We start from the raw sequence: 20,654 nt of genomic DNA, 5'->3' as shown, positions 1-20,654 counted from the left end.
TACATCCTTTCTAAAGTTTGATTCCAATGGCTTCATTAATATAATTTGTAATGAAGTTCGGTTGTCTTCCTGAGCCGTGTCTATCAGGAATTTCCACTAAAAGAGGGCGTTTCCTGTTTAATTTAATATCGTCGATTAGTTCAGGAATTTCTAAACTTAATTTTTCAGTAAGCAGCAGTATACCAAGATGTTTGTCTTCTAAAATCTTTTCTACGGCCTGTTTTGTTTCTTTGCGTCCATGTACAACTTCGCCTTCGACACCCGCTAGGCGCATGCCTGTCAAAGTATCTACATTGTCGCTGATTAAATACATTTTCATATATGCCTCCAAGGACACGTTTATTTATGCAACGTGAGTTAAGATAAGGAATGCAACGATAAATCCCCAAAGAGCAATACCTTCTGCAAGAGCAACAAAGATAAGGGCTTTACCAAAAACGCTGGAATCTTCACTTAATGCACCAAGTGCAGCACTTGCTGAGCTGGCAACGGCATATCCACTGCCAATACAGGAAAGACCGATTGCAAGGCCGGCAGCAATTAATCCTAAGCCGCTGGATATGGTTGCATCAGCAGCAACGGCAGCATTTGCTGTTTCTGTAAATAAGAAAATTGTTGCAAAGAGAAAAATACCAAAGAAGGCAGCACAGTTTGTGAGAACTGTTCTCTTAAAACGACCTTTACTCTGTTCTCCAATAAAATAAACCAATAAAGGGAGTACAATTGTAAGTACCAAAGCAACTAAAAATAAAACATTAATTAACATAATAAAATCCTCCTAGTATTTAATTTTCTACTTTTTAAATTTTTTTCTGTATGGTATAAATTCACGTCCGCTTCCCTCATAAAAACGTCCGAAAATCTCATAGTATTCAAGACGAAGTACCTGAATGCCAACAACTAACCCTTCCATTGCCAGGACAAGAATATTTCCTATGATTACTACAAGGATATTTGGCGTACCTCCGTTTTCCGCTCCGGCAAGCGTCATAACAACCTGCATCATAGCTGCATGACTGATTGCAAATACTCCGATACGTAGAAATGATAGTGCATTGGAGAGGTAAGTCAGCAAATAGTCAAAGACTTCAAAAAATGCGGTTGCCGCAAAAATTCCGGCGGATTCCTCAATCGGTTTCTTTTTCTTTATAATATTTTTTAATGGTTCTTCAAGGAAAATCAGTATCAGTGGTATCACAAACATTACTATAAGTAAAAGTGTTCCGGGTAACGGATTTCCTGTCATATATAGAAAAATTACACCAATTATGCTTGCATAAAAAATGAAACCGGTAATGGCGTTTGGACCGAACAATGCCTTTCCAAGGTTTTTTTGTTTGATAGCATTTGCAATATTTAAAATCATTGTTGTCAATATTACAAAGGAACCAAAAAGAAAAGCGGCTACCAATACCCAATTTATCTCTCCAAGAAAAGGTAATTTTATCATAGAATGTAATGGGCTGATTAGAGAGTCAAATTCGAAACCGAAAAAACTTCCAAATATAGCGCCAAATATACATGAAAATACACCTGCGGCACATACAATGCCTGCTAAATCCATTTTCTTAACTTTATATAATATGGCTCCGCCAATCATCAGGCATAATCCCTGTCCCAAATCACCAAACATAATACCAAAAATAAAGGCATAAGTAATTGTCAGAAATAGGGTAGGGTCAAATTCATTATATGCAGGGAGCCCGTACATTCTAACAAACATTTCAAAAGGTCTGATTAGTTTAAAGTTTTTTAATTTTGTTGGCGGTTCCGTCTTATGGTCTGTGACATCTTCGCTTACAATACATACAACATTTACATCATTATCGGTTTCTTTCTGTAGTTTTTTAGCTTCTTTCGTTGTCATCCATCCACAGAGAACCTGAAAAGTTACTCCGGAGTCTCTGGTAACTGCCGCTAATTTTCTAACATCAAAATTACTATATGCAGTTTCTATTCTTCTGATAGCTGACACAAGCCGTACTTTGTTTTTTTCAATAATTTCATTAATTTGAGCTTCCAGAGATTTTATCTCTTCTTCAAGCTCAGCTTTTTTCTTTGCAATATTAATACATTCGCTGTTTGGAAAATCTTTGTATTTTTTTGGTATTGCAATATCATCAAAGTGAATATTTCTAAAATCTTTTTCAACTTCATCAAAATATTCCGTAGGTGCAAAGAATACACCATAAACGTATTCTGATTCTATTAAAGTGGATATAAAAATAGCATTCATATCAGGGTCCAGATATGATTCAAATTTGTCAAAATTTGTTCTCGGAATTTTTCCGAAACGATATTTGAAAAATTCCATATCGTAAATGCCTTTTAATGTATAGTTTAAAGTCTTAAAAGGCGCCAGTATGCTATAATCAGTATCCAAAGCCTGTATTTTTTCATTTAGTTCTGAAATATTGTCCCTCACATCAGCCAGTTCATCTTCGATTTTTTCGATAAACTTTTCTGCACTGGGAATCTTAATTTTTTCTATTTGAACCTTTTCAGGATTTTTTATAAGATTCATTAATTCATGACCTTTATTGAGAGAAACTTTAAATGGATTTTCTTCTGTAAAGGTTGTAAATTGTTCCGAAGAACTAAATTCAGTCAGGGCATTTTCTAAATGGATATCATGTTTGCTTAGATAATGAGTAACAAGATAGTCGATTTCTGTTTTTGGTCCTGCCAATGTTACAAAACTCATTTTTTCAATCATTACAATACCCCTTTCTTTTGATTTATATATTGGGTAATAACCTCTGGTGAATATCCATATCGAATACATTCCATAGCGGTTACTACTTTTGCAACTTCTAGATTCTTTAAATGAAAGTATGCATTTATGGAAGCTAAGGAATAAGGCGCATCTTTGAAATCATTCATATATATAGAATTTAGGATACCACCAAATTGAGATTCCATAGATTGTGTGTAATCAAATCCGTAATTTCTACCATAATAACAATTGTTTATTAATTCAAAAAACAAATAATCGTTTTCTGCTTCCACCAGTGCCTTAATATTTGAGCGGTCAAGGTTATAATATATTGGGATTAGAAACGAATAAATTTGTGAATCTGACACCGTGTAATATTTTTTACAACGGTATATCCATAAAATATTTAGTAAATCCACCTGAGCTCCAAATGAATTTTGGAAATATTTCTTTTCGCCCTTTGGTATAAATTTGTCCTGATTATTCCATATATAATTGAAAAAGAAAAGGTCTAATGACATTTCGTAATCAAATAGTATAGGATTTTCAAATTCATAAATCTTTTTAATTACCTTTTCGTAAACGGAACCGGACAAATTTTCAATAAACTCTTCAATGGTTAATGAATTTATAAGTTTGTCTATATTTAATTTTGAATGACGCTTAAAATGCTTATCTACTAAAACCGGTATTGTGTCGTTTCGACTGTCCATAATATTTCTCATGCATGCTTTTAATGTGGCAATTTCATATTTCATAAAATAAAACTCAAGATAACGTTTCTGTGAATTTCCTGCAAAGTGAAATATTTTGGAAAAGTCATAATAAGTAGAAAAAGTCATCTTTCCTTCAACTTCACCACGATGGGCAGAAGCAGCGTCAATATTGGCAAGAACACCTGCATATGAAGGAAACATCTGTAAATAATTAATTAAATCCGAAACGGTAGAAATGTTTGCTATTTCATTATATTGTGCTTCGGATATCAGCCGTTTCTTCATTGCTCTGATTTTGGTTGTCATGCCACTGTAAGTTGTAAGCTTCCCGTTAAGCATAGGCTCACTCCTTTATAATATTATTAAATATATGGTCAGCCCAGTCAGAACCTTTGTCCTTAAAAATAGTTTCAAGCTGTTTTATTTCTTTATTACAATCTGATTTGCATTTTTCAATTTCTAATTTACTTTTTTCATCCATCTGCTTCTGACATTCCAAAATAGCAATATCAATTTCTTTTTGTAATTTTTCATCATACTGTTGTTTTTGTTGATTGATATATTCTGCATATTTTGTTTTCTCGTTTTGAGTTTGTTGCATAATCTTTGCGGAAGCAGAATCAATTTCCGCTAATTGGTTAATGATACTGTTAATATCTTGATTCATGTGCAGCCTCCTTATAATATAGGAAAATACTAGTACCAAATTAGTATCTCAATATAACCATTTATAATACATTATTGAAAAAACGTAAAAATGTTCGTATATAGATAAAAAGCCCCGGTATTCAATCTTACCGAGACAGAAAAGCAAGGGTAAGGTTTAAAGATTTACCCTCTTTGGTACTTCATGTATTACTTTAGCACTTTTTGAAAAAAATACAATAAAAACTTGAAAAAGTTAATAAAAGAAATTAAAATTTTAAAGAACAAATAAGGGCGAAGAATTTAATATACTTATGAGAAGTATATGGCAGAATATTGAAGGAGAAAAGAGAGATATGAGATTGAGAAATGTTCCGGGTTCAAGAGAGGCAATTGCAGAGAGCGGATTGTCAATTAATGAACCACGGCAGTTAAAAGGAAAATGGAATGATGAGTTTGGAAATGATAATCCGATAAGGATAGAGATTGGAATGGGGAAAGGTAAATTTATAACTCAGTTGGCATTAGAAAATCCGAATATCAATTATGTGGGAATAGAAAAATACTCCAGTGTACTTATTCGGGCAATAGAAAAATGTGAAGAATTAGATGTGCCAAATCTTAGGCTTATAAGAATGGAAGCAGAATACATATGTGATGTGTTTGAACGGGAGGAAATCGATAGAATTTATCTTAATTTTTCTGACCCATGGCCAAAGGACAGACATGCAAAACGAAGACTGACGTCAAAACAGTTTTTCGAAAGATATGATAGCATTTTAAAAGAAGATGGAATTGTAGAGTTTAAAACGGATAATGATTTGTTATTTGAATTTTCTCTTGACCAGGTAAAGGAAGCAGGATGGACACTTGTTGCCCAAACATGGGATTTACATAATGATAAAGAACAGATGATTGGGAATGTGATGACTGAATACGAAAGCAAGTTTTCGGCAATGGGAAATCCAATACATAAATTAATCGCCAAGAGATAATAAGAAAGCAGCTACACGGTTTATAAGTGTGGCTGCTTTCTTATAGAGCGCTATTTTGTAGTTTTCTTTTTAAATTTATCTGGAGGAAATTTATATTTTTCTTTCCTGACTTTTTCGTTTTTTATTACAGGCAAATCTATGTTTTTGGCATCTAACTTTTCGTTTACATAATCTTCCATAAGACCGGTAATAACAGCTACACAAGGAACTCCAAGTAACATACCAAAAACACCGGCGAGCCATCCGCCAAGGGTAATTGCAAAAATAATCCATAAAGGTCTAAGACCTGTAGAATCTCCTAAAATTTTTGGACCAATAAGATTTCCGTCAATTTGCTGAAGAACAATTATCAGAATACCAAAAATCAATGCGCTTTTTGGAGAATAAATACATAGTAGTAACACACTAGGGATTCCTCCAAGGAAAGGACCAAAATATGGAATCATATTTGTAACTCCAACAATAATACTAACTAAAAGAGCGCAATCCGAAAATCCGGTTACTCCAAATAGGCTTATAATCATCATGCATATAAAACACAAGATTCCCATGATAAGGGAGTCAATCATTTTACCGTCAAAGAAGTTACTAAATATTTTTAGTGAACGGTTGATAATACTCCAAATTCTTTTGGCACGAGGATATTTGAAAAAAGCGAAAATAACACGCTGAATACCTCTTGCCTGTATTTTTTTATCAATAATAAGATAACATGAAACAATAATGGCTACGATAAAATTAAAAACAAAACGAATAACACTCATACCGGTTATAACAATTGTAGTAGTGATTTTTTTAATAAAATCACTGAGTGTATTCTGTAATGTAGAATCCGCATTGGTTACAGAATCTTGAATATATTTAAAATCAATATCCGGATATTTTTTTGCAAGATTATTTATGAAATCCATGATGGAATTTCCCCAATCAGGCATTTTCTCGAGTAGTTGATTGAGACTATCTATAATTTCAGGTATCAGATACATTAGCCCTACTGTTAAAATAGTGATGACTAATAAATATGAAAAGAAGATAGCAAGTATTTTATTGAGTGCATCATTTTTTATATGAAGCCATTTTTTAAAGAAAGTTTTACGCATCCATGAAACTAAAGGATTAATAAGGAATGCGATAAGGATTCCAATTAAAAATGGCGACATGGTTGAAAAAAAAGTGCTTAATGTGGCAGAAGTAGATTCCCAGAAGAAAACTGCTTTTACAATTACCGCCATAATGAAAACAGATACAATACTGTAAATGGCAATTGTAAAGTATCTGCTGTTACCTTGAAACTTATTTTTTTTGCTGTCCATGAAAAACTCCTGTCATTTATAAATTAAAAGCAATTTTTAGTAATAAATATGATTGCTTTGTATATTATAATAAGTATAAATACAATTAATTATAAGTACAAGGGAAAAATATTAAAAAGATAGAAATAAAATGAAAATAAAATGTAAAAAAGTTGTTGCAATTTTTTCCATGTCGTATTATAATAACCATTGTCGCTAAAGACAAGACATATTAATATTTGCGCCTCTAGCTCATTTGGTAGAGCACCTGACTCTTAATCAGGGTGTGCAGGGTTCGAGCCCCTGGAGGCGCACGCGGGTACCGTTTCGAGCATTAAATTGTTTGGGGTGGTACTTTTCTTTGTGCGTAAGCAATGAGCAGTGTAAAAATGGAAAGAATAAAATTGGGTGAAAGCTTGCTTTCATGCCCAATTTTATTCTTTTTATTTTATGCGGCGAATGCCGCATCAGCGAGAAAACCAGGGGTTTTCGAGCTGTGGCACTGCTCATATTGAATCATTCAACTGCGAATGCCGTGAAGTGAGAAGAAGCACAGTAGGTGCGGATTCGAACTTCGTCCTTTTCATGCAAAAGAGTTGTAGCATACGATTTTAGATTAAAAAATATCAATATTAATTTTTGTACACATATTGTATATATCAAATTTTGCACACAAATTTGTACACAAATCTGTGTGCAAGCCCTTTATCTTTGGTGTATTCAGCACCTTTTCAAATTTTCAAATTTTTCTATGCCCCTGTTTTATTGCATTCTCAAGTATACTCACAGCACGTTTTCTAGTTCGCTATATCACATGAGAATAAGTATTCAGCGTAATCTTAATAAGGGGGTCTATTATAAACACAATAGATAGATGTTATGAATGTAATGAGAAAATCAATGAATTGGAAATAAAACTGGAAGAGTATGTTTTTTTTTAGTGTCATAAATCTTTTTTAATTAATTTAAATGCTGTCGAACATTTAGACAAAGAATTTGTGTATTTTTTGGGAGATAAAAAAGCATATATTAGTGTTAGAAAATATACAGAAACGAAAAAGAGATATATTTCTGCGAACAAAAAGTTTGCATCTATGTAAAACGACGTTCATGTCGTTTTTTCAACGTTTGTGAAAAATATATTGAATAAAATAATAATATAGTATATAATCAGCGAAGTTTCAAAGCTTAAAAAAATACAAAACAGAGTAGGACAATTAAAGGAATTTTTGATGAAGAAATCAATGATTAGGATGAAGAAACAATTGATGAATTAAATAGATCAATAAATACATCTGTATATATTGATTATGTATCCGTGGATGAAGAAAAAAATGGTACTGTTACAGAAATGAAAAATGATGAAATCGATAATATAATTGAGGAAAGAATAGAAGAAGATAAAATCGATTATGAAGAAGACGAATCTCCATTCGAAGAAATTGGTAAGTCATTAGGAATTATACCTACTGATGTTGATGCTAAAGAACCTCTTTATGAGGATTGGAATCATCCTAAAACAAAGAATAAGGTAAAACAAACAATATATGCATGCCAATTTGAAAAGAAAGGTAAAATTTATGTTACAGCCAAAGCCTATTGGTTAGATGAGGCTTATTATAGAAACGTGGATGTATTTGGAGTTACAGTTAAAAATGGTAATGTAATAAGAAATACTGCTAAATGTAAACACACAGTAACATATCGTTGTCTCACTGGCTATGGTAAATATACTAAAAAAAATGAAACTCATCCAGATGCATTTAAAAACACTGTTGATGGTGTGACATGTAAAGTAAATCTTTTTGGAAATAGAAAAGATATGAATATAAAAGCAACACAATATGTTTACGAATATTATGATGATGAATATATAGAATTAAAGTTTCAATGCAGATACGAAAAAAAATATGTTATTTTTGCTACATCATATAACCATGCAATGACTAATAAAAGTATCTCGCCTAGTATCTCTATTGGCTCAGAAGGAATATCTGTTGGAGTTTCTGGCTCATCTACAAATTATTATAGTGATTTATCGTATAATGCATATTTAGATTATAAACATATTTAATATTTGTAATAAGGAGACTAACATGAAAAAAAAGATAGTGATTGCTTTAATTACAATAATACTTTTACTTTTTGCATCAAATATAATCACATATGCTTATTTAAATAAAAGTATATTTCAGTTTTTCTTTTCAAATAATGAAGAACAGGAAAGTATTGTTAAAAACATATTAACACAAGAAAATCAGAAAATAGAAATTGATAATTATATTATTTCTTTAGAAGAAAGCTTATGTGAAAAGAATACACAATTTGGATATTTAGTATTCTCAATTTGCGATAAAAATGGTAACAAAGTTGAATCTGATATAGATAACTATAATAAAACCATAAAATCATTTGGAAAAGATGGACGATTTATATTTGAATATGAAGCATCGGGAACTTTTAATAAATATGCAGAATATGCGAATAATAAATTATTTGTTTATGCATCATTTGACATCAGCACAAATGATTTAGAAAATATAGACTTAAATAATTGTATTAAAATGATTGATACAGAAGAAAAAGTTAATAACGAATATAAACAATATACTTTCGATTTAAAATTTAGTGATAATTGTAGAAAATTTAAATATAATGATAATATTCTATATGTTTCGCCATTAGGATTAAGACTTCTAACAAACAATGAAATGAATGATTTGAATATTGTTATAAAGGGCGAAAATAGTAATCTTATTAAAAACCTTAGCAATAGTGATAATACGTTTAGTGAATCCGGTTGTAAATTAAATGGTACAACTAAAGTTCAATACACTAACCAATTTGACGATTTGTTAGATTTAAATATAATAAGAAATGTTTATATTAATGAACAACAACTTTTAGAAATTGAATAAGTTTATTACAAGAAGGAGGGGTGATATGTATCCAGAATGTTGGATACATATTAAGAACTTGGCTAAACACATGGATGCTATCCTTAATTTAACAGGTGGCATCCATTTTGTTTTTGCCTGAGTTCTATTATTATGTATATTCTTCTACTGCGCTACTAAACTATTCAAAGGAATAATAATCCTTTTCATTTCCATAATACAGTTGCCATAATCGTTTCCGTTTCTTCACATAAGGTGTTGTCTTAAATTAATTATGAACTATAATCGGTATAGATTTGAAGAATAAAAAACTAGACTTCTTAAAAATAAGATTCGAATGAATAATAGAATAAGGATTAGATTTAATAAGATGTAGATAAAACCCAAAATCCTTCCCACAAATTCTCGAACTTTTTACATATTATTACTAATTCTTAAAAAGTTTCATATTTAGAGCGAGGCTAAAACTAACCTGAAATATAAAAAACAAAAGAATAGAATAAAAATAAAATTATTTTATTACCTCTTATTTTATAGTACAATAATGTTACTGATAACATGTCTTAGTAAAATAAAAAGGAGAGGTGCAAAGAATGAACAGAAAGAAAACAAAACTATTGGGAATTTTGTTATGTATCGTATTGTTAGCATGTCTGGTTATACCAAAAAGTGAGCTATCTAATACGACAGCAAAAGCAGCAGGCAGAACAAAGATAAAAAAATATACTATCAGCAACAGAGAATTAAAAAAAATTGCGACTGTTGCAAAAAAAAGCGGTAGTAGGGCAGCAGATGAAGTCAATGAATTAAAGGGAAATGATTTCAAGGCAGCAGTGAATAAAGTTCTAACAACATATTATGAAAATAATGAGAAGGAGCAATTGAAAGACTTTGAAAATAGTGTAAACAAAGAAGCGGACTCTATATTAAATGATTATAAAGAGGCAGCAAAAGAAAGAGAGAACGCCGACGAGCTATCTTATGAGGCCGGATATTCCCTTGTAAGTTTTGGTGCGGATGTCACAGAGGAAGAAATTAAGGCAATTGTAAAGGACCAATACGGTGAGTGTGAGTATATACATAAAAACTCGGATGGAACCTATTTGGTGAAAGTGAAAAATTCATTAGGTTTTACAGTGGAAAAAGCAGTTAAGGCCTATGGAACTTATAATGAAACAATTCATACAGCTAAGAATGACCGGGTGGAACAGCTTACAGAAGCTCAGGAACTGGTAAATGACCCGTTTGCAGCAGATCAATATTATCTGAGAAACATGAATGTAGTAGATACATGGAAATATATTAGAACGGTGAATCATTCAAAAGTTAAGGTGGCAGTTATTGATGGTGGAGCGGATATGAACTGTGTTGACTTGAGAGCCAGTTCCGGTTTGTCTGCGGAAATATTGAGTGATGGAAGTTCGATTCCGTTAAGTCAAAGTACACAACAATATATTAACATGCATGGTATTAATGTAGCGGGTGTAATTGGAGCGACAGCAAACAATGGCTCGCAGATAGCAGGTGTTGCAAGCTGTATCAATAATGATGTTGTTGATTTAATTAATATTAAAATTGAGATGTATGTGGATAAAATTGCAGTTGGTCTTGATTATGCATTGAGATGTAATGCGAAAGTCGTCAATCTCAGTTTGGCCCATGAGGGGGCAAATGATGTAGAAAAAGCAGCGATTGACAGATTTGTTGCGGCAGGGGGAACGGTTGTGAGTGGCGCCGGAAATAATGGAAGTGATGTAGAATGTTATCCTTCTGATTATGCAAATACAATCTCCGTGATATCTGTGGATGCTAATTATACAATAGCCGGAACAAGCAATCGTGGCTGGAAAAAGGATATATGTGCACCGGGTGTAAATATTTATGCACCGGGTCCGGGCGATACTACATATATTACGGGAGGTACATCTCTTGCAAGCCCTATGGTAGCAGGTGTCGTGACAATGATGTATAGTGTAAATCCAGGTTTAAATAGTGATACTGTAAGAAAAATTCTTATCGACACAGCCAGAGACATAGGAGAGACAGGTAGGGATTATACATATGCTTATGGATTTGTGAATGCATACAGTGCAGTTTTATCAGCGGCAGGACAAAAGCCGGAAGAGACAACAACTGTAAATACAATGCCTGGGTATGTAGCAGCAGCTGCCAACTGGACAGAGCTTTCCTACTGGTCTGTATATTTTGCATCAGGCTGGGCAAATGAACCAACAGGAAGATACAAGGATGGAAAATCATATAATGATTTCGGTGTATATATAGATAAGGCAAGTGGAGTTGATTGGGGAATCCAGTTAAAGACGAAACAGTTGGATGCAGTTGCCGGTAATAAATATACATGCAAAATAAAAGTAAATTCTAATATGGCAACATCAAAACAGATACGCTTCAAGGAGGAAAATTCAGAAGCCGAGAAGTTATATATATTAAATTCCGGAGCAAACGAGCTGGAACTTACTTTTACATCAAAAGAAAATATTCAGTTATTTTTAGATTTGGGTCAGGCGCCACAGGGATTAAAATTTGATATTACATCATTTGAATTGGTAAAAAATACTGCTGTGGAGACAACAACGCCAGAGCCTACTACAAGAACTTTTGATGCATATGATATTATTGAGGCAGAGCATTTTACAGCAAATGAGGGTGGTGTAATAGATACTAATTCCAATGCAAGTGGCGGACATAATATTGGTGGTATTAATAACGGAGTAATCATGGAATATGACAATGTTACTTTTGGTAAAAATGCTGGAGGAATATGTATTTGTTATTCCAGTCCGAAATCTGTTGCAAATGGAAAGGCAGAAATATATGTTGACAGCATGGATAATAAGGTAGGAACAGTTGAGCTCCCTAATAATGCGGCATCTTGGGCGGATTACGGAGAAGTCAAAGGAAAATTAGATAGGGAGATAACCGCAGGAAAACATAAGGTTTACATAAAGTATGTCACTACATCGACAGAACATTATGTAGCAAATATTGATTATTGTAAATTTATTCCGGCAAGTGAATACATTAAAACAATTGATGGAGGAATAGAAATTAATGGGTTCCAAATCAATTCAAGTGTGAATGGAATGAGAACAGTTTATTCTGTGGATTCCCAAATCAATGGTGTTGATGTCGTAAGCTCCGGAGTTGTGTACTCATTATCAGATTTCACCAAAGAATCAGACACCTATGTGAAAAGCATCGAGAGTACAGAAGCAAAAGGAATGATGCCAATAGTTTGCTCGGAATCAGATATAGCAAAGAGTTATGCTATGACAATGCAGTTTGTCAATCAATCTACATTAGAATGGACGACAACATGGAAAATTAAGGCTTATGCAGAACTATCAGATGGAACATATGTATATACAGATGCTGTGACATATAAGATTTACGATATTGCGGATGAACTATACAAAAAATGTTCCTCGAATAACGAGACAGCACATAGAAAGTTATTTGAAAATATTTTATTTAAGGTAGATAAAACTTATACTGAAATAGAGTTTAAATCAGATATTGTAAAATAATATTGAATTGTTGTATAATAAAAAATAGTGTAAAATGACCTATGAAAAATGAGTTAAAAGAAAGAGAAAGATATGTTAGGATTTAATTTTGGACTATTTGAGTTAATGTTTTTTATAGTTTTTTTTCTTGTAATTGGTGTTTTTATTGTTAACATAGCGAGAAGTGTTGGCAGATGGAATCAAAATAATAATTCACCAAGGCTGACGGTAGACGCGTCTGTAGTATCAAAGAGAACGGATGTATCATATCACCATCATGCGAATGCGGGAGAGATGGCAGGAAATTATGGATATCATACCACAATGTATTATGTTACGTTTCAGGTAGATAGCGGAGATAGAATAGAATTGAACTTGAATGGTAATGAATATGGAATGCTAATAGAAGGAGATAAAGGGAAACTTTCGTTTCAGGGAACCAGATATCTTGGATTTATGAGGGAGTAATATTACTCCCTCTTTTCTTTTTTCTTTAATTTTTTCTATAATATAAACTTACGCTGCTATCCTGATAATATACAGTCAATGTAACTGTTTTTGTTTTCCACCAGCTTTCCTTATTGCCATTAGAGTAGGTTCTGGAGTAAGTGGAATCTCCATATTGTCCGCTAATATTTGATATAATGGAATTATAGGCATTTTCTCCAATGGAACCATATTGTAAACGAATCTCTGATAGACTGTCATTATAAAACACATATTGCAATAGCGCATTAATATCTGCGGCAGCTACATTTGTTCCAAAAAATGTAGGCGCATTCTGAGGGTCAAATTGATATGTCAGGTATGAATATCCATCAGAAGCCTCAGAGTAATTTCCATCCAATGTGTCTTTTTGCTTTTTTTCGTAATTTTCAATGTCTTTATGTGACTTTGAAAATTTAACTTTTCGGGCATTTGGAATCTTAGAGTTCACGGTGGCATCCTGGGCTCCGGATTCAGAAACAATAGAAATGGAACCGGCAGTAGCTGCCTGTGTAACGCCATTATTCGCAGAGTCATTAGAGGAATTTTCTGTTCCCGGTCTTAAAATAACTGCAATAATAATAGCTGCTATAATCAATAAAGAAAAAATAATGATATATAATAAGTTATTATCTTTTTTTCCGCTGGCATTCTTGTTATTTGTTGTAGAATTTAAATTGCTCATTAGAATTATCCTCCAAAAGTTATGTTTATTAGACAATATTATCATAAAAACTAATATAGTGAAAGGCAAAATACACAAAAGAATATTGAATAATAATAAATATTTGTTATAATAAAAAAGTAGTACCTAATACTTAAATCTCAGACAGGGCAGAAAAGTCTGTCGGAGATGAGTCTCTCCTAAGACTCATAAGTATACTAACATATTTTTCAGTCCGGAACGGTTAATGGCAAGGGGGCCTTAACCGTTCTTTGCTGTTAAAAAACAAGAAATATTTGGAGGTATATAATGAAAACAGGATGGCTGGTAGTAAATGGATATTTAAAAAGTAAAAAGTTTGACGAGATATATGACTGGCTGGTTGCGGCAGCAAAAGAGAAAGAGTGTGAGTTGAGGGTTATACCAAATGACCAGCTTGCATCGATACTGCCGGTCAGTCCACAAAAGATTGATTGGAGAGCCAGACCTGATTTTATTATATTTTGGGATAAAGATATTAAATTGGCAAAGATGTTAGAGGCAGAGGGATTTCAGGTTTTTAATTCTGCAAAGGTAATAGAAATTTGTGATGATAAATCACTTACCTTTTTAAAATTAAAAAATACAGATATTAAAATGCCAAAAACTTTTTGTGCACCTATGACTTTTGATAAGGAATATAAAGATTTCACTTTTATATTGCAGGTAGAGGGGAGCCTTGGCTATCCGATGATTATAAAAGAAAATAAAGGTTCTTTTGGAGAACAGGTGTATATGGTACATAATTATTATGAAGCAGTGGAACAAATAAAGGCAATTGGTCATTGTGATTTTATTATGCAGGAATACATTGAAAGCTCTAGGGGAAAAGATGTGAGAATACACGTTGTGGGAAATCGTGTAGTGACAGCTATGAAACGTATCAACAAAGAAGACTTTCGTGCTAATATTACCAACGGTGGTGTGATGGAAAAATATGAGCCTGCGAAAGAACAGATAGAAATGGCATTAAAGGTTTGCAGAGAACTGGGATTGGATTTTGCAGGAGTTGACATTATGTTTGGAAAAGTGGGAGAGCCAATTCTTTGTGAGGTTAATTCTAATGCACATTTTAAAAATATATATGATTGCACAGGAGTGAACGTGGCAGAAAAAATTATAGAGTATATTTTGACACAAGTTGAATAAAAATTGAAGGATATTGGAAACAGAATGACAGGATGGGTTATATATTATAGAGAAGATTATTTGAAAAACAAAAAATTTGTGCAGTTTATCAGAGAAGGATTTGCAGAATATAATATAGATATACGGGTAATTGTGTTGGAAGAGCAGGATGTTGAAGAGCTTTTAAATAAAAATAAACCGGGTTTCGTGATAAACAGGAGCAGAGATGCCAAGATAGCAAAACATCTTTATCAGATTGGTATAAGAGTGTTTAATCATTATAAAATAACTGAGATTGCGAATGATAAAGAAAGAACATATAAGTATTTGACAGGCATTGTGCCATATATGCCGCTCCTATCGAAAGACAGCGAGATAACAGACGAATCATATATTATCAAAAGTTGTAATGGCCATGGAGGACATCAGGTATTTTTAGTAAGAAATGATAAAGAGAAAAAAGCAGCCATTCAGGCTATGAATGGGGAAAAATATGTGATACAAAAATGTAGTTCAGATTTGGGAAAAGATGTGCGGGTATATATTATAGGCAACAAAGTTGTTCAGGCAATGCTGCGCATATCCACAGAAAGTTTCAAAAGTAATTATAGTTTGGGTGGAGCGGCGACGCCGTATGTTTTGAATCAAAGAGAGATTAAAATGGTGGAGAGCATTCTTGAGAGACTTCCGTTAGACTATGGTGGCATTGATTTTATTTTTCATCATGGTAAAGCAGTTTTTAATGAGATTGAGGATGCGGTTGGTGCAAGAATGATTTATGAAAATACAGACATACATATTATCAAGTTATTTGTAGATTACATTGTAAATGAATTAAAGGCGAACAAATGACAATATGCAATAAAGTAATGTGGAGGATAAAATGAACTTTTGGAAAAGATTGTTTGGACATTTTTCAACAATAACCAGACATAGACATAAGGTAATCGCACATTGTGCAAAAGCCGGAATATTATGGCAGGGTTTGAGGCATGATTTATCAAAATATACGCCCACAGAATTTATTCCAGGTGTAAAATATTATACAGGAAAACGCAGTCCCAATGAGGGAGAGCGGGAGAAATTTGGTTATTCTAAAGCATGGATGCATCATAAGGGAAGAAATAAACATCATTATGAGTATTGGGTTGACTATAATTTGGAGACAAAAAGAAATGAGCCTGTGGTCATGCCATATAATTATGTAGCAGAGATGTTTTGTGACAGATTGGCTGCCAGTAAAATATATAATGGAAGTAAATATACGGACAGGTCGCCATTAGAATATTTTGAACACAGAAAACCTCATAGAAGTATTCATCTGAAAACAAGGGATGAAATAGAAAATCTTCTTGTGATGAATGCAGAGCAGGGAGAGAAAGCTACTTTTGAATATATAAGACATCGAATTTTAGAAGAAAAGAAAAATTATAACAAATAGATTGCCGTATAAGTTAAGCCCAATATGTCTCGCATCAGGCGAAAGATATTGGGCTTAAAAATTATTCTTCAGTTTTTTTGTCATCCTTAAATATAAGTAATTTGCTAAATACATAATTTAAAATAACTACGATTACACTGACTATAATCTTTGTTAACATACCTTGAATACCAAGTATAGGGTAATCAAATCCATATGCAACAAGTGCAGGAACTCCAACCATTTCTAAAAGTCCGGTGACAAATCTTGACGATACAAATAGAAAAAGTTCTTTTATTACAAATTTTGGTGACCAGCTGTAGCTTTCAAACACAAATATTTTATTTGTAACGTAGGCAAATAACACAGAAACAATCCATGCCACAACGTTTGAAAGTGAAACAGGGGTGCTAAAGGTTTTGACCAGTACAGCATATGTTACCCAGTTTACGGCAGTTGTGAGTCCGCCCATAATAAGATACATAATAATTTCTTTATACTTGAGGTATAGTGATTTTATACTATTCATAAATTCCTCCGATTGTAGTATTAAGTTACTGTATTACTTCGTTGAATATTTTTTCGGCAGAATTTGCACATTCATAAGGAATAAATTTTTGTCTAAATGCCTGTCTGAATTTATAATATTCTTTTTCTGTTTCTTCAATATCGACAATTGCTTTCAGAACATCCCTCGATGTATAAAGGATAGGTCCCGGCTTGTCTGCCTCGATATCGATATAAAAACCACGAAGCTTGTCTCTGTATTCTTCCATATCATAAGTAAATAGAATAATAGGTCTATTCAATATTGAATAGTCGAACATAACAGAGGAATAATCAGTAATTAAAATATCTGATACTAAATATAATTCTTCTACAGAATCATACATAGATAAATCATACACGAAATCATCTTGCTCCGGCTGGGTCCATCCGGCAACAGAAAAATGGTGTAGTCTTAATATTAAAATATATTCATCAGAGAGTGCAGCTTTAAATGCATCAAGGTTTAACATCAATTCAAAACTATTTTTAATACGCCATGTCGGGGCATACAAAATAATTTTCTTGTCTAAAGGAAGCCCCATTTTTTTCTTTAAATTTTGAATATCAGAGTTATTATTCTTTGTGTACAAAATGTCTGTTCTAGGATATCCCACTTTTAGAAAGTCTTTCTGGAATAAAAAGCATTGTTTTGAAATATCAGCCACAAATTCGCTTTGTACAGTGAGATAATCCCAACGGTTGCACTTTTTAATATAATCCTCTTCACGCTTTTTGGTAGGAAAATCTCCGGGAACATCCAACCCCAGGGTCTTAAGAGGTGTACCATGCATAGTTTGGATTTCTACCTGACCTTTACGTTTTACATAATGGTCATGGAAATTTACATTATTGACAAAGTATTTACATGTTGCCAGATAATAGTAGTATTTCAAAGAAAATCTTCTCACTCTTTTTCCGTTTCCCTTGATAGGGATGTGCTCGTCCTTTAAGGACCAAATACACTCATAATCCGGATGGTGTTCATTAATATATTCATACAGATAACGTGGATTACAGCTATATTTGCTACCCCACATGGATTCAAACATAATACGCTTTTTCTTAATTGGTAAATGTCTGTACCATTTATATTTTGTATCAGCTAAGGCAAGGCGCTTAGCGAAAGTATCTTCATTTTTACTCCATTTCATTTTGGATTGTACACGCAGAGTTCCATATTTGCTACGGTACACTCTGTAATCATATAGTTTTGCCTGATAAGAATAGTCATAATTTGTATCAATATATAATGATGTGGTTATTGTTTTATCACCAAAATCATAATCTACATAAAAATCATGTGCATTCTGGAATAAATTTTTTGTGATTTCTTCATCAGCCAGCGTGAATTTAAAATCTGTATAAATTCCGTCAGATGTCTGTTTGCATACTGAACGACAAACCGGCTCCGGTGTTTCGCTCACTGCATTTTTAAAATATAAAACGGATGAAAGTGGCACTTTATTGTCAAGTTCCGTAGTAAATAACTTCACTTTTAAATAGACGGAATCGTTTTTATCACTGATATCTGAAACAAAAGAGAGAGTGTCTTTTCTGCGAATATCAAAGTGATAATCTCTTAATGCATTTATAAGACACTGACCATGTTTGGATTCAAAGCATAAGAATTTTTTCCATTTATATACAGCAGGAGTTCCGTCCTCGTATTGGATTTGTCCCTGCCCGGCTTTCAGTGATGCCACATCAATTTCGTAATCCTTCGTATCATTATTATAGGTTAAATCCAAGTTTACTTCTTCGTTAATAGAATCCTTTTCATAATGAACATAAAGTTTTCCAAGGTTAGATTCGCTGTGCAGACAAAGAAGATTGTTTTTAATTTGTACTGTGTCAAATCTGTGCTTTACAGAATATATATTTATGATAATTTCGTTGCTATAGTCATAAGCAATAGAAAAGTAGTTATTCCCACGCATTTTAGCTTTTTGGTCGCTGGCAATACGGACGTCCCTTTTTGCGCGGCCGGCATAAAAACTATGAATAATACCATCCTGTTCAAAGGTAACCATAATACGGTTTTCACCATGAAAATCTGAATTGTCTAATAAATCAGAATAAGGGATTGCAATTTTATATCCTGCGGCATCATATGAAAAACTATCTCCGTAAGGAATAGAAAATGTTTTCATGTTATCAATTGTCACATTCTTATAGGTCAGTGGCAAAGTCTTTCTCGTATTGGTATTTATTAAATAAAATGAAACCTTTCGTTGTTTTGCACTATCCAGTTTTACTCCCGGAATCAAAGTAAAACCGGTGACACTGATTTGTTTTTTTTCCAGCTGTACATTTTGAATATATCGAATTGCTTTGCCCTCACGAATAAACTTGTCAACGGCAATAGAATCTGTTCCAAACACATCTTTGTCACAGGCCATATGAATGGTTCCGTTTATAAGGGACAATTTTGATTTTTTCACCTGTTCGTACTCAAAATTCATAATATCTAATAATTGATTAAAATTTCCTGCGAGTAAGTTTTGGTATTTTAAATTTTCAAATTCGTTTAATTTATCAAAAGTAGAAGGGGAAATGTTTTTGTTGATATAAGAACATAAGGTTTTTATAAGGTCAGTAGATTCCTCTTCCGTCATACTCTTTAACTTGTTTACAAAAATCATAAGGTCAATTTTAAGCCATTTTGTATCTTTTATTTCAAAGAGTTTTCTGTCTGTCACATTATTTTTAAAGAAATCATCTACCATACCCATAACAGCCAGCCTGTCATCTAAGTTCTTTAAATCGTTTGTTGTCTGGGTAATGGACTTCGAGATTCCTTCACGAACCCTCCATAAATAGCATACTTCTCTTACAATAGAAACATTGTTAGCGAGAAAATGCATTGGAATGGTTACCGGAATATCTTCATATAATATTCCCTCAGGAAATTGGAAATTATGAGCCTCCCAAAAAGAACGTTTAATAAGTTTATTCCAGGACGTTGTATCATAAAATAAGTTGTAATTTTTCGTTATATGAGAAACAAGGTCAGTGCCTGAAAAAGCAATATCATGTATATTAGAAGCCCAGCATCCCTTAGAGTTAAATCTCTGAACGGCGCCGATGGTCATGTCACTGTCATTGCGGACAGCGGCAGCATACATTAATTGATAAGCATTTGGAGGAACTACATCGTCAGAGTCAAGGAAAATAATATAATCGCCCTCGGCAAACTCGTAGCCGTAATTTCTGGCATGTCCTAATCCCTGATTTTCTTCATATCTGTATTCAACATTTTCATACTGTCTGGCATATTTTTTTGCAATCACGGCACTGTCGTCGGTAGAACCGTCATCTACAAGAATTATCTGTAAATTTCTTTCGTAACCGTCACTGAGAGGCAGTGTATTGATTGTCTGGTTGATAACCGAGTCCACACATTCCTCAAGAAATTCCTGAACATTATAAGTAGGAATAATTACACTAATTTTGGTTTTCATTTTGTTTTCTCCTCAAATTCTAATCATTATAATTAACAAAAAATAGACATACTATTATTAATGATACCATATTATGTTATTTTAATCCATATTACCTCAAATGAAAAAATTATATCATT

General features: G+C 32.9%; 17 protein-coding genes, 1 tRNA gene and 1 pseudogene. 10 read left to right on the top strand and 9 right to left on the bottom strand.

Features of this window, described 5'->3' with window-relative positions; translation table 11 throughout:
• Nucleotides 1-10: 10 nt before the first annotated feature.
• The 5 genes from Q5O86_RS06790 to Q5O86_RS06770 are packed head-to-tail and all read right to left on the bottom strand — an operon-like array spanning nucleotide 11 to nucleotide 4,099.
• Complete coding sequence (locus Q5O86_RS06790; RefSeq protein WP_302626388.1) at nucleotides 11-319, bottom strand: V-type ATP synthase subunit F; 309 nt, start codon at nucleotides 317-319, stop codon at nucleotides 11-13.
• Between the two features lie 24 nt (nucleotides 320-343).
• Nucleotides 344-766, bottom strand: coding sequence for an ATP synthase subunit C (locus Q5O86_RS06785; protein WP_302626387.1), 423 nt, complete (start codon nucleotides 764-766; stop codon nucleotides 344-346).
• Between the two features lie 27 nt (nucleotides 767-793).
• Nucleotides 794-2,716, bottom strand: coding sequence for a V-type ATP synthase subunit I (locus tag Q5O86_RS06780; RefSeq protein ID WP_302626386.1), 1,923 nt, complete (start codon nucleotides 2,714-2,716; stop codon nucleotides 794-796).
• The gene (locus Q5O86_RS06775; protein ID WP_302626385.1) at nucleotides 2,716-3,771 is read right to left on the bottom strand and encodes a V-type ATPase subunit; all 1,056 of its coding nucleotides are present in this window, start codon (nucleotides 3,769-3,771) and stop codon (nucleotides 2,716-2,718) included. Before Q5O86_RS06775 ends, Q5O86_RS06780 begins: the two co-directional genes overlap by 1 nt.
• Nucleotides 3,772-3,775: 4 nt before the next feature.
• Complete coding sequence (locus Q5O86_RS06770; protein ID WP_302626384.1) at nucleotides 3,776-4,099, bottom strand: hypothetical protein; 324 nt, start codon at nucleotides 4,097-4,099, stop codon at nucleotides 3,776-3,778.
• A gap of 334 nt (nucleotides 4,100-4,433) precedes the next feature.
• Between Q5O86_RS06770 and trmB the strand changes: the two genes are divergently transcribed.
• On the top strand, nucleotides 4,434-5,072 hold the full coding sequence (gene trmB / locus Q5O86_RS06765) for a tRNA (guanosine(46)-N7)-methyltransferase TrmB (protein ID WP_302626383.1): 639 nt from the start codon (nucleotides 4,434-4,436) through the stop codon (nucleotides 5,070-5,072).
• 50 nt (nucleotides 5,073-5,122) lie between these two features.
• On the opposite strand, the gene Q5O86_RS06760 is transcribed toward trmB, so the two are convergent.
• Entirely contained in the window at nucleotides 5,123-6,385 is a 1,263-nt protein-coding gene (locus Q5O86_RS06760; protein ID WP_302626382.1) for an AI-2E family transporter, read from the bottom strand.
• A gap of 220 nt (nucleotides 6,386-6,605) precedes the next feature.
• Here Q5O86_RS06760 and Q5O86_RS06755 point away from each other — a divergent pair.
• From Q5O86_RS06755 to Q5O86_RS06735, 6 genes and pseudogenes are all read left to right on the top strand, one after another.
• A tRNA-Lys gene (locus Q5O86_RS06755) sits at nucleotides 6,606-6,678 on the top strand.
• A 639-nt stretch (nucleotides 6,679-7,317) separates the two neighbouring features.
• Nucleotides 7,318-7,464: pseudogene (locus tag Q5O86_RS10920) on the top strand (hypothetical protein); the annotation flags it as partial.
• Between the two features lie 218 nt (nucleotides 7,465-7,682).
• Nucleotides 7,683-8,438: a hypothetical protein gene (locus tag Q5O86_RS06750; RefSeq protein WP_302626381.1), complete on the top strand. Its 756-nt coding sequence runs from the start codon at nucleotides 7,683-7,685 to the stop codon at nucleotides 8,436-8,438.
• Between the two features lie 22 nt (nucleotides 8,439-8,460).
• Nucleotides 8,461-9,282 carry a hypothetical protein gene (locus Q5O86_RS06745; RefSeq protein ID WP_302626380.1) on the top strand — a complete coding sequence of 274 codons (822 nt, stop codon included), beginning with the start codon at nucleotides 8,461-8,463 and terminating at the stop codon, nucleotides 9,280-9,282.
• A gap of 572 nt (nucleotides 9,283-9,854) precedes the next feature.
• Nucleotides 9,855-12,809: a S8 family serine peptidase gene (locus tag Q5O86_RS06740; protein ID WP_302626379.1), complete on the top strand. Its 2,955-nt coding sequence runs from the start codon at nucleotides 9,855-9,857 to the stop codon at nucleotides 12,807-12,809.
• A gap of 72 nt (nucleotides 12,810-12,881) precedes the next feature.
• Nucleotides 12,882-13,256 (top strand): DUF2500 domain-containing protein, encoded by a 375-nt coding sequence (locus Q5O86_RS06735; protein ID WP_302626378.1) that lies wholly within the window; start codon nucleotides 12,882-12,884, stop codon nucleotides 13,254-13,256.
• 25 nt (nucleotides 13,257-13,281) lie between these two features.
• Here the strand turns inward: Q5O86_RS06735 and Q5O86_RS06730 are convergent, their stop codons facing one another.
• Complete coding sequence (locus Q5O86_RS06730) at nucleotides 13,282-13,959, bottom strand: hypothetical protein (protein ID WP_302626377.1); 678 nt, start codon at nucleotides 13,957-13,959, stop codon at nucleotides 13,282-13,284.
• 288 nt (nucleotides 13,960-14,247) lie between these two features.
• Here Q5O86_RS06730 and Q5O86_RS06725 point away from each other — a divergent pair, with 288 nt between their 5' ends.
• The 3 genes from Q5O86_RS06725 to Q5O86_RS06715 are packed head-to-tail and all read left to right on the top strand — an operon-like array spanning nucleotide 14,248 to nucleotide 16,546.
• Nucleotides 14,248-15,126 carry a RimK family alpha-L-glutamate ligase gene (locus Q5O86_RS06725; RefSeq protein ID WP_302626376.1) on the top strand — a complete coding sequence of 293 codons (879 nt, stop codon included), beginning with the start codon at nucleotides 14,248-14,250 and terminating at the stop codon, nucleotides 15,124-15,126.
• A gap of 24 nt (nucleotides 15,127-15,150) precedes the next feature.
• Nucleotides 15,151-15,957, top strand: coding sequence for a RimK family alpha-L-glutamate ligase (locus Q5O86_RS06720; RefSeq protein WP_302626375.1), 807 nt, complete (start codon nucleotides 15,151-15,153; stop codon nucleotides 15,955-15,957).
• A gap of 31 nt (nucleotides 15,958-15,988) precedes the next feature.
• Entirely contained in the window at nucleotides 15,989-16,546 is a 558-nt protein-coding gene (locus Q5O86_RS06715; RefSeq protein WP_302626374.1) for a DUF5662 family protein, read from the top strand.
• Nucleotides 16,547-16,607: 61 nt separating this feature from the next.
• On the opposite strand, the gene Q5O86_RS06710 is transcribed toward Q5O86_RS06715, so the two are convergent.
• Complete coding sequence (locus Q5O86_RS06710; protein WP_302626373.1) at nucleotides 16,608-17,054, bottom strand: GtrA family protein; 447 nt, start codon at nucleotides 17,052-17,054, stop codon at nucleotides 16,608-16,610.
• A gap of 25 nt (nucleotides 17,055-17,079) precedes the next feature.
• Nucleotides 17,080-20,535, bottom strand: a complete 3,456-nt coding sequence (locus Q5O86_RS06705; RefSeq protein ID WP_302626372.1) for a CDP-glycerol:glycerophosphate glycerophosphotransferase — start codon at nucleotides 20,533-20,535, stop codon at nucleotides 17,080-17,082.
• Nucleotides 20,536-20,654: the final 119 nt, after the last annotated feature.

This window comes from uncultured Eubacterium sp., assembly GCF_937958975.1.
Lineage (GTDB): Bacteria > Bacillota > Clostridia > Lachnospirales > Lachnospiraceae > Eubacterium_G.
Note: the sequence above shows the minus strand (reverse complement) of the source record. Positions and strands in the feature narration are given on the sequence as shown.

Excerpts from the sequence above, each read along its gene's own strand:
- Q5O86_RS06790 (WP_302626388.1), bottom strand. The coding sequence starts at position 319 with ATGAAAATGTATTTAATCAGCGACAATGTAGATACTTTGACAGGCATG.
- Q5O86_RS06785 (WP_302626387.1), bottom strand. The coding sequence starts at position 766 with ATGTTAATTAATGTTTTATTTTTAGTTGCTTTGGTACTTACAATTGTA.
- Q5O86_RS06780 (WP_302626386.1), bottom strand. The coding sequence starts at position 2,716 with ATGATTGAAAAAATGAGTTTTGTAACATTGGCAGGACCAAAAACAGAA.
- Q5O86_RS06775 (WP_302626385.1), bottom strand. The coding sequence starts at position 3,771 with ATGCTTAACGGGAAGCTTACAACTTACAGTGGCATGACAACCAAAATC.
- Q5O86_RS06770 (WP_302626384.1), bottom strand. The coding sequence starts at position 4,099 with ATGAATCAAGATATTAACAGTATCATTAACCAATTAGCGGAAATTGAT.
- trmB (WP_302626383.1), top strand. The coding sequence starts at position 4,434 with ATGAGATTGAGAAATGTTCCGGGTTCAAGAGAGGCAATTGCAGAGAGC.
- Q5O86_RS06760 (WP_302626382.1), bottom strand. The coding sequence starts at position 6,385 with ATGGACAGCAAAAAAAATAAGTTTCAAGGTAACAGCAGATACTTTACA.
- Q5O86_RS06745 (WP_302626380.1), top strand. The coding sequence starts at position 8,461 with ATGAAAAAAAAGATAGTGATTGCTTTAATTACAATAATACTTTTACTT.
- Q5O86_RS06740 (WP_302626379.1), top strand. The coding sequence starts at position 9,855 with ATGAACAGAAAGAAAACAAAACTATTGGGAATTTTGTTATGTATCGTA.
- Q5O86_RS06735 (WP_302626378.1), top strand. The coding sequence starts at position 12,882 with ATGTTAGGATTTAATTTTGGACTATTTGAGTTAATGTTTTTTATAGTT.
- Q5O86_RS06730 (WP_302626377.1), bottom strand. The coding sequence starts at position 13,959 with ATGAGCAATTTAAATTCTACAACAAATAACAAGAATGCCAGCGGAAAA.
- Q5O86_RS06725 (WP_302626376.1), top strand. The coding sequence starts at position 14,248 with ATGAAAACAGGATGGCTGGTAGTAAATGGATATTTAAAAAGTAAAAAG.
- Q5O86_RS06720 (WP_302626375.1), top strand. The coding sequence starts at position 15,151 with ATGACAGGATGGGTTATATATTATAGAGAAGATTATTTGAAAAACAAA.
- Q5O86_RS06715 (WP_302626374.1), top strand. The coding sequence starts at position 15,989 with ATGAACTTTTGGAAAAGATTGTTTGGACATTTTTCAACAATAACCAGA.
- Q5O86_RS06710 (WP_302626373.1), bottom strand. The coding sequence starts at position 17,054 with ATGAATAGTATAAAATCACTATACCTCAAGTATAAAGAAATTATTATG.
- Q5O86_RS06705 (WP_302626372.1), bottom strand. The coding sequence starts at position 20,535 with ATGAAAACCAAAATTAGTGTAATTATTCCTACTTATAATGTTCAGGAA.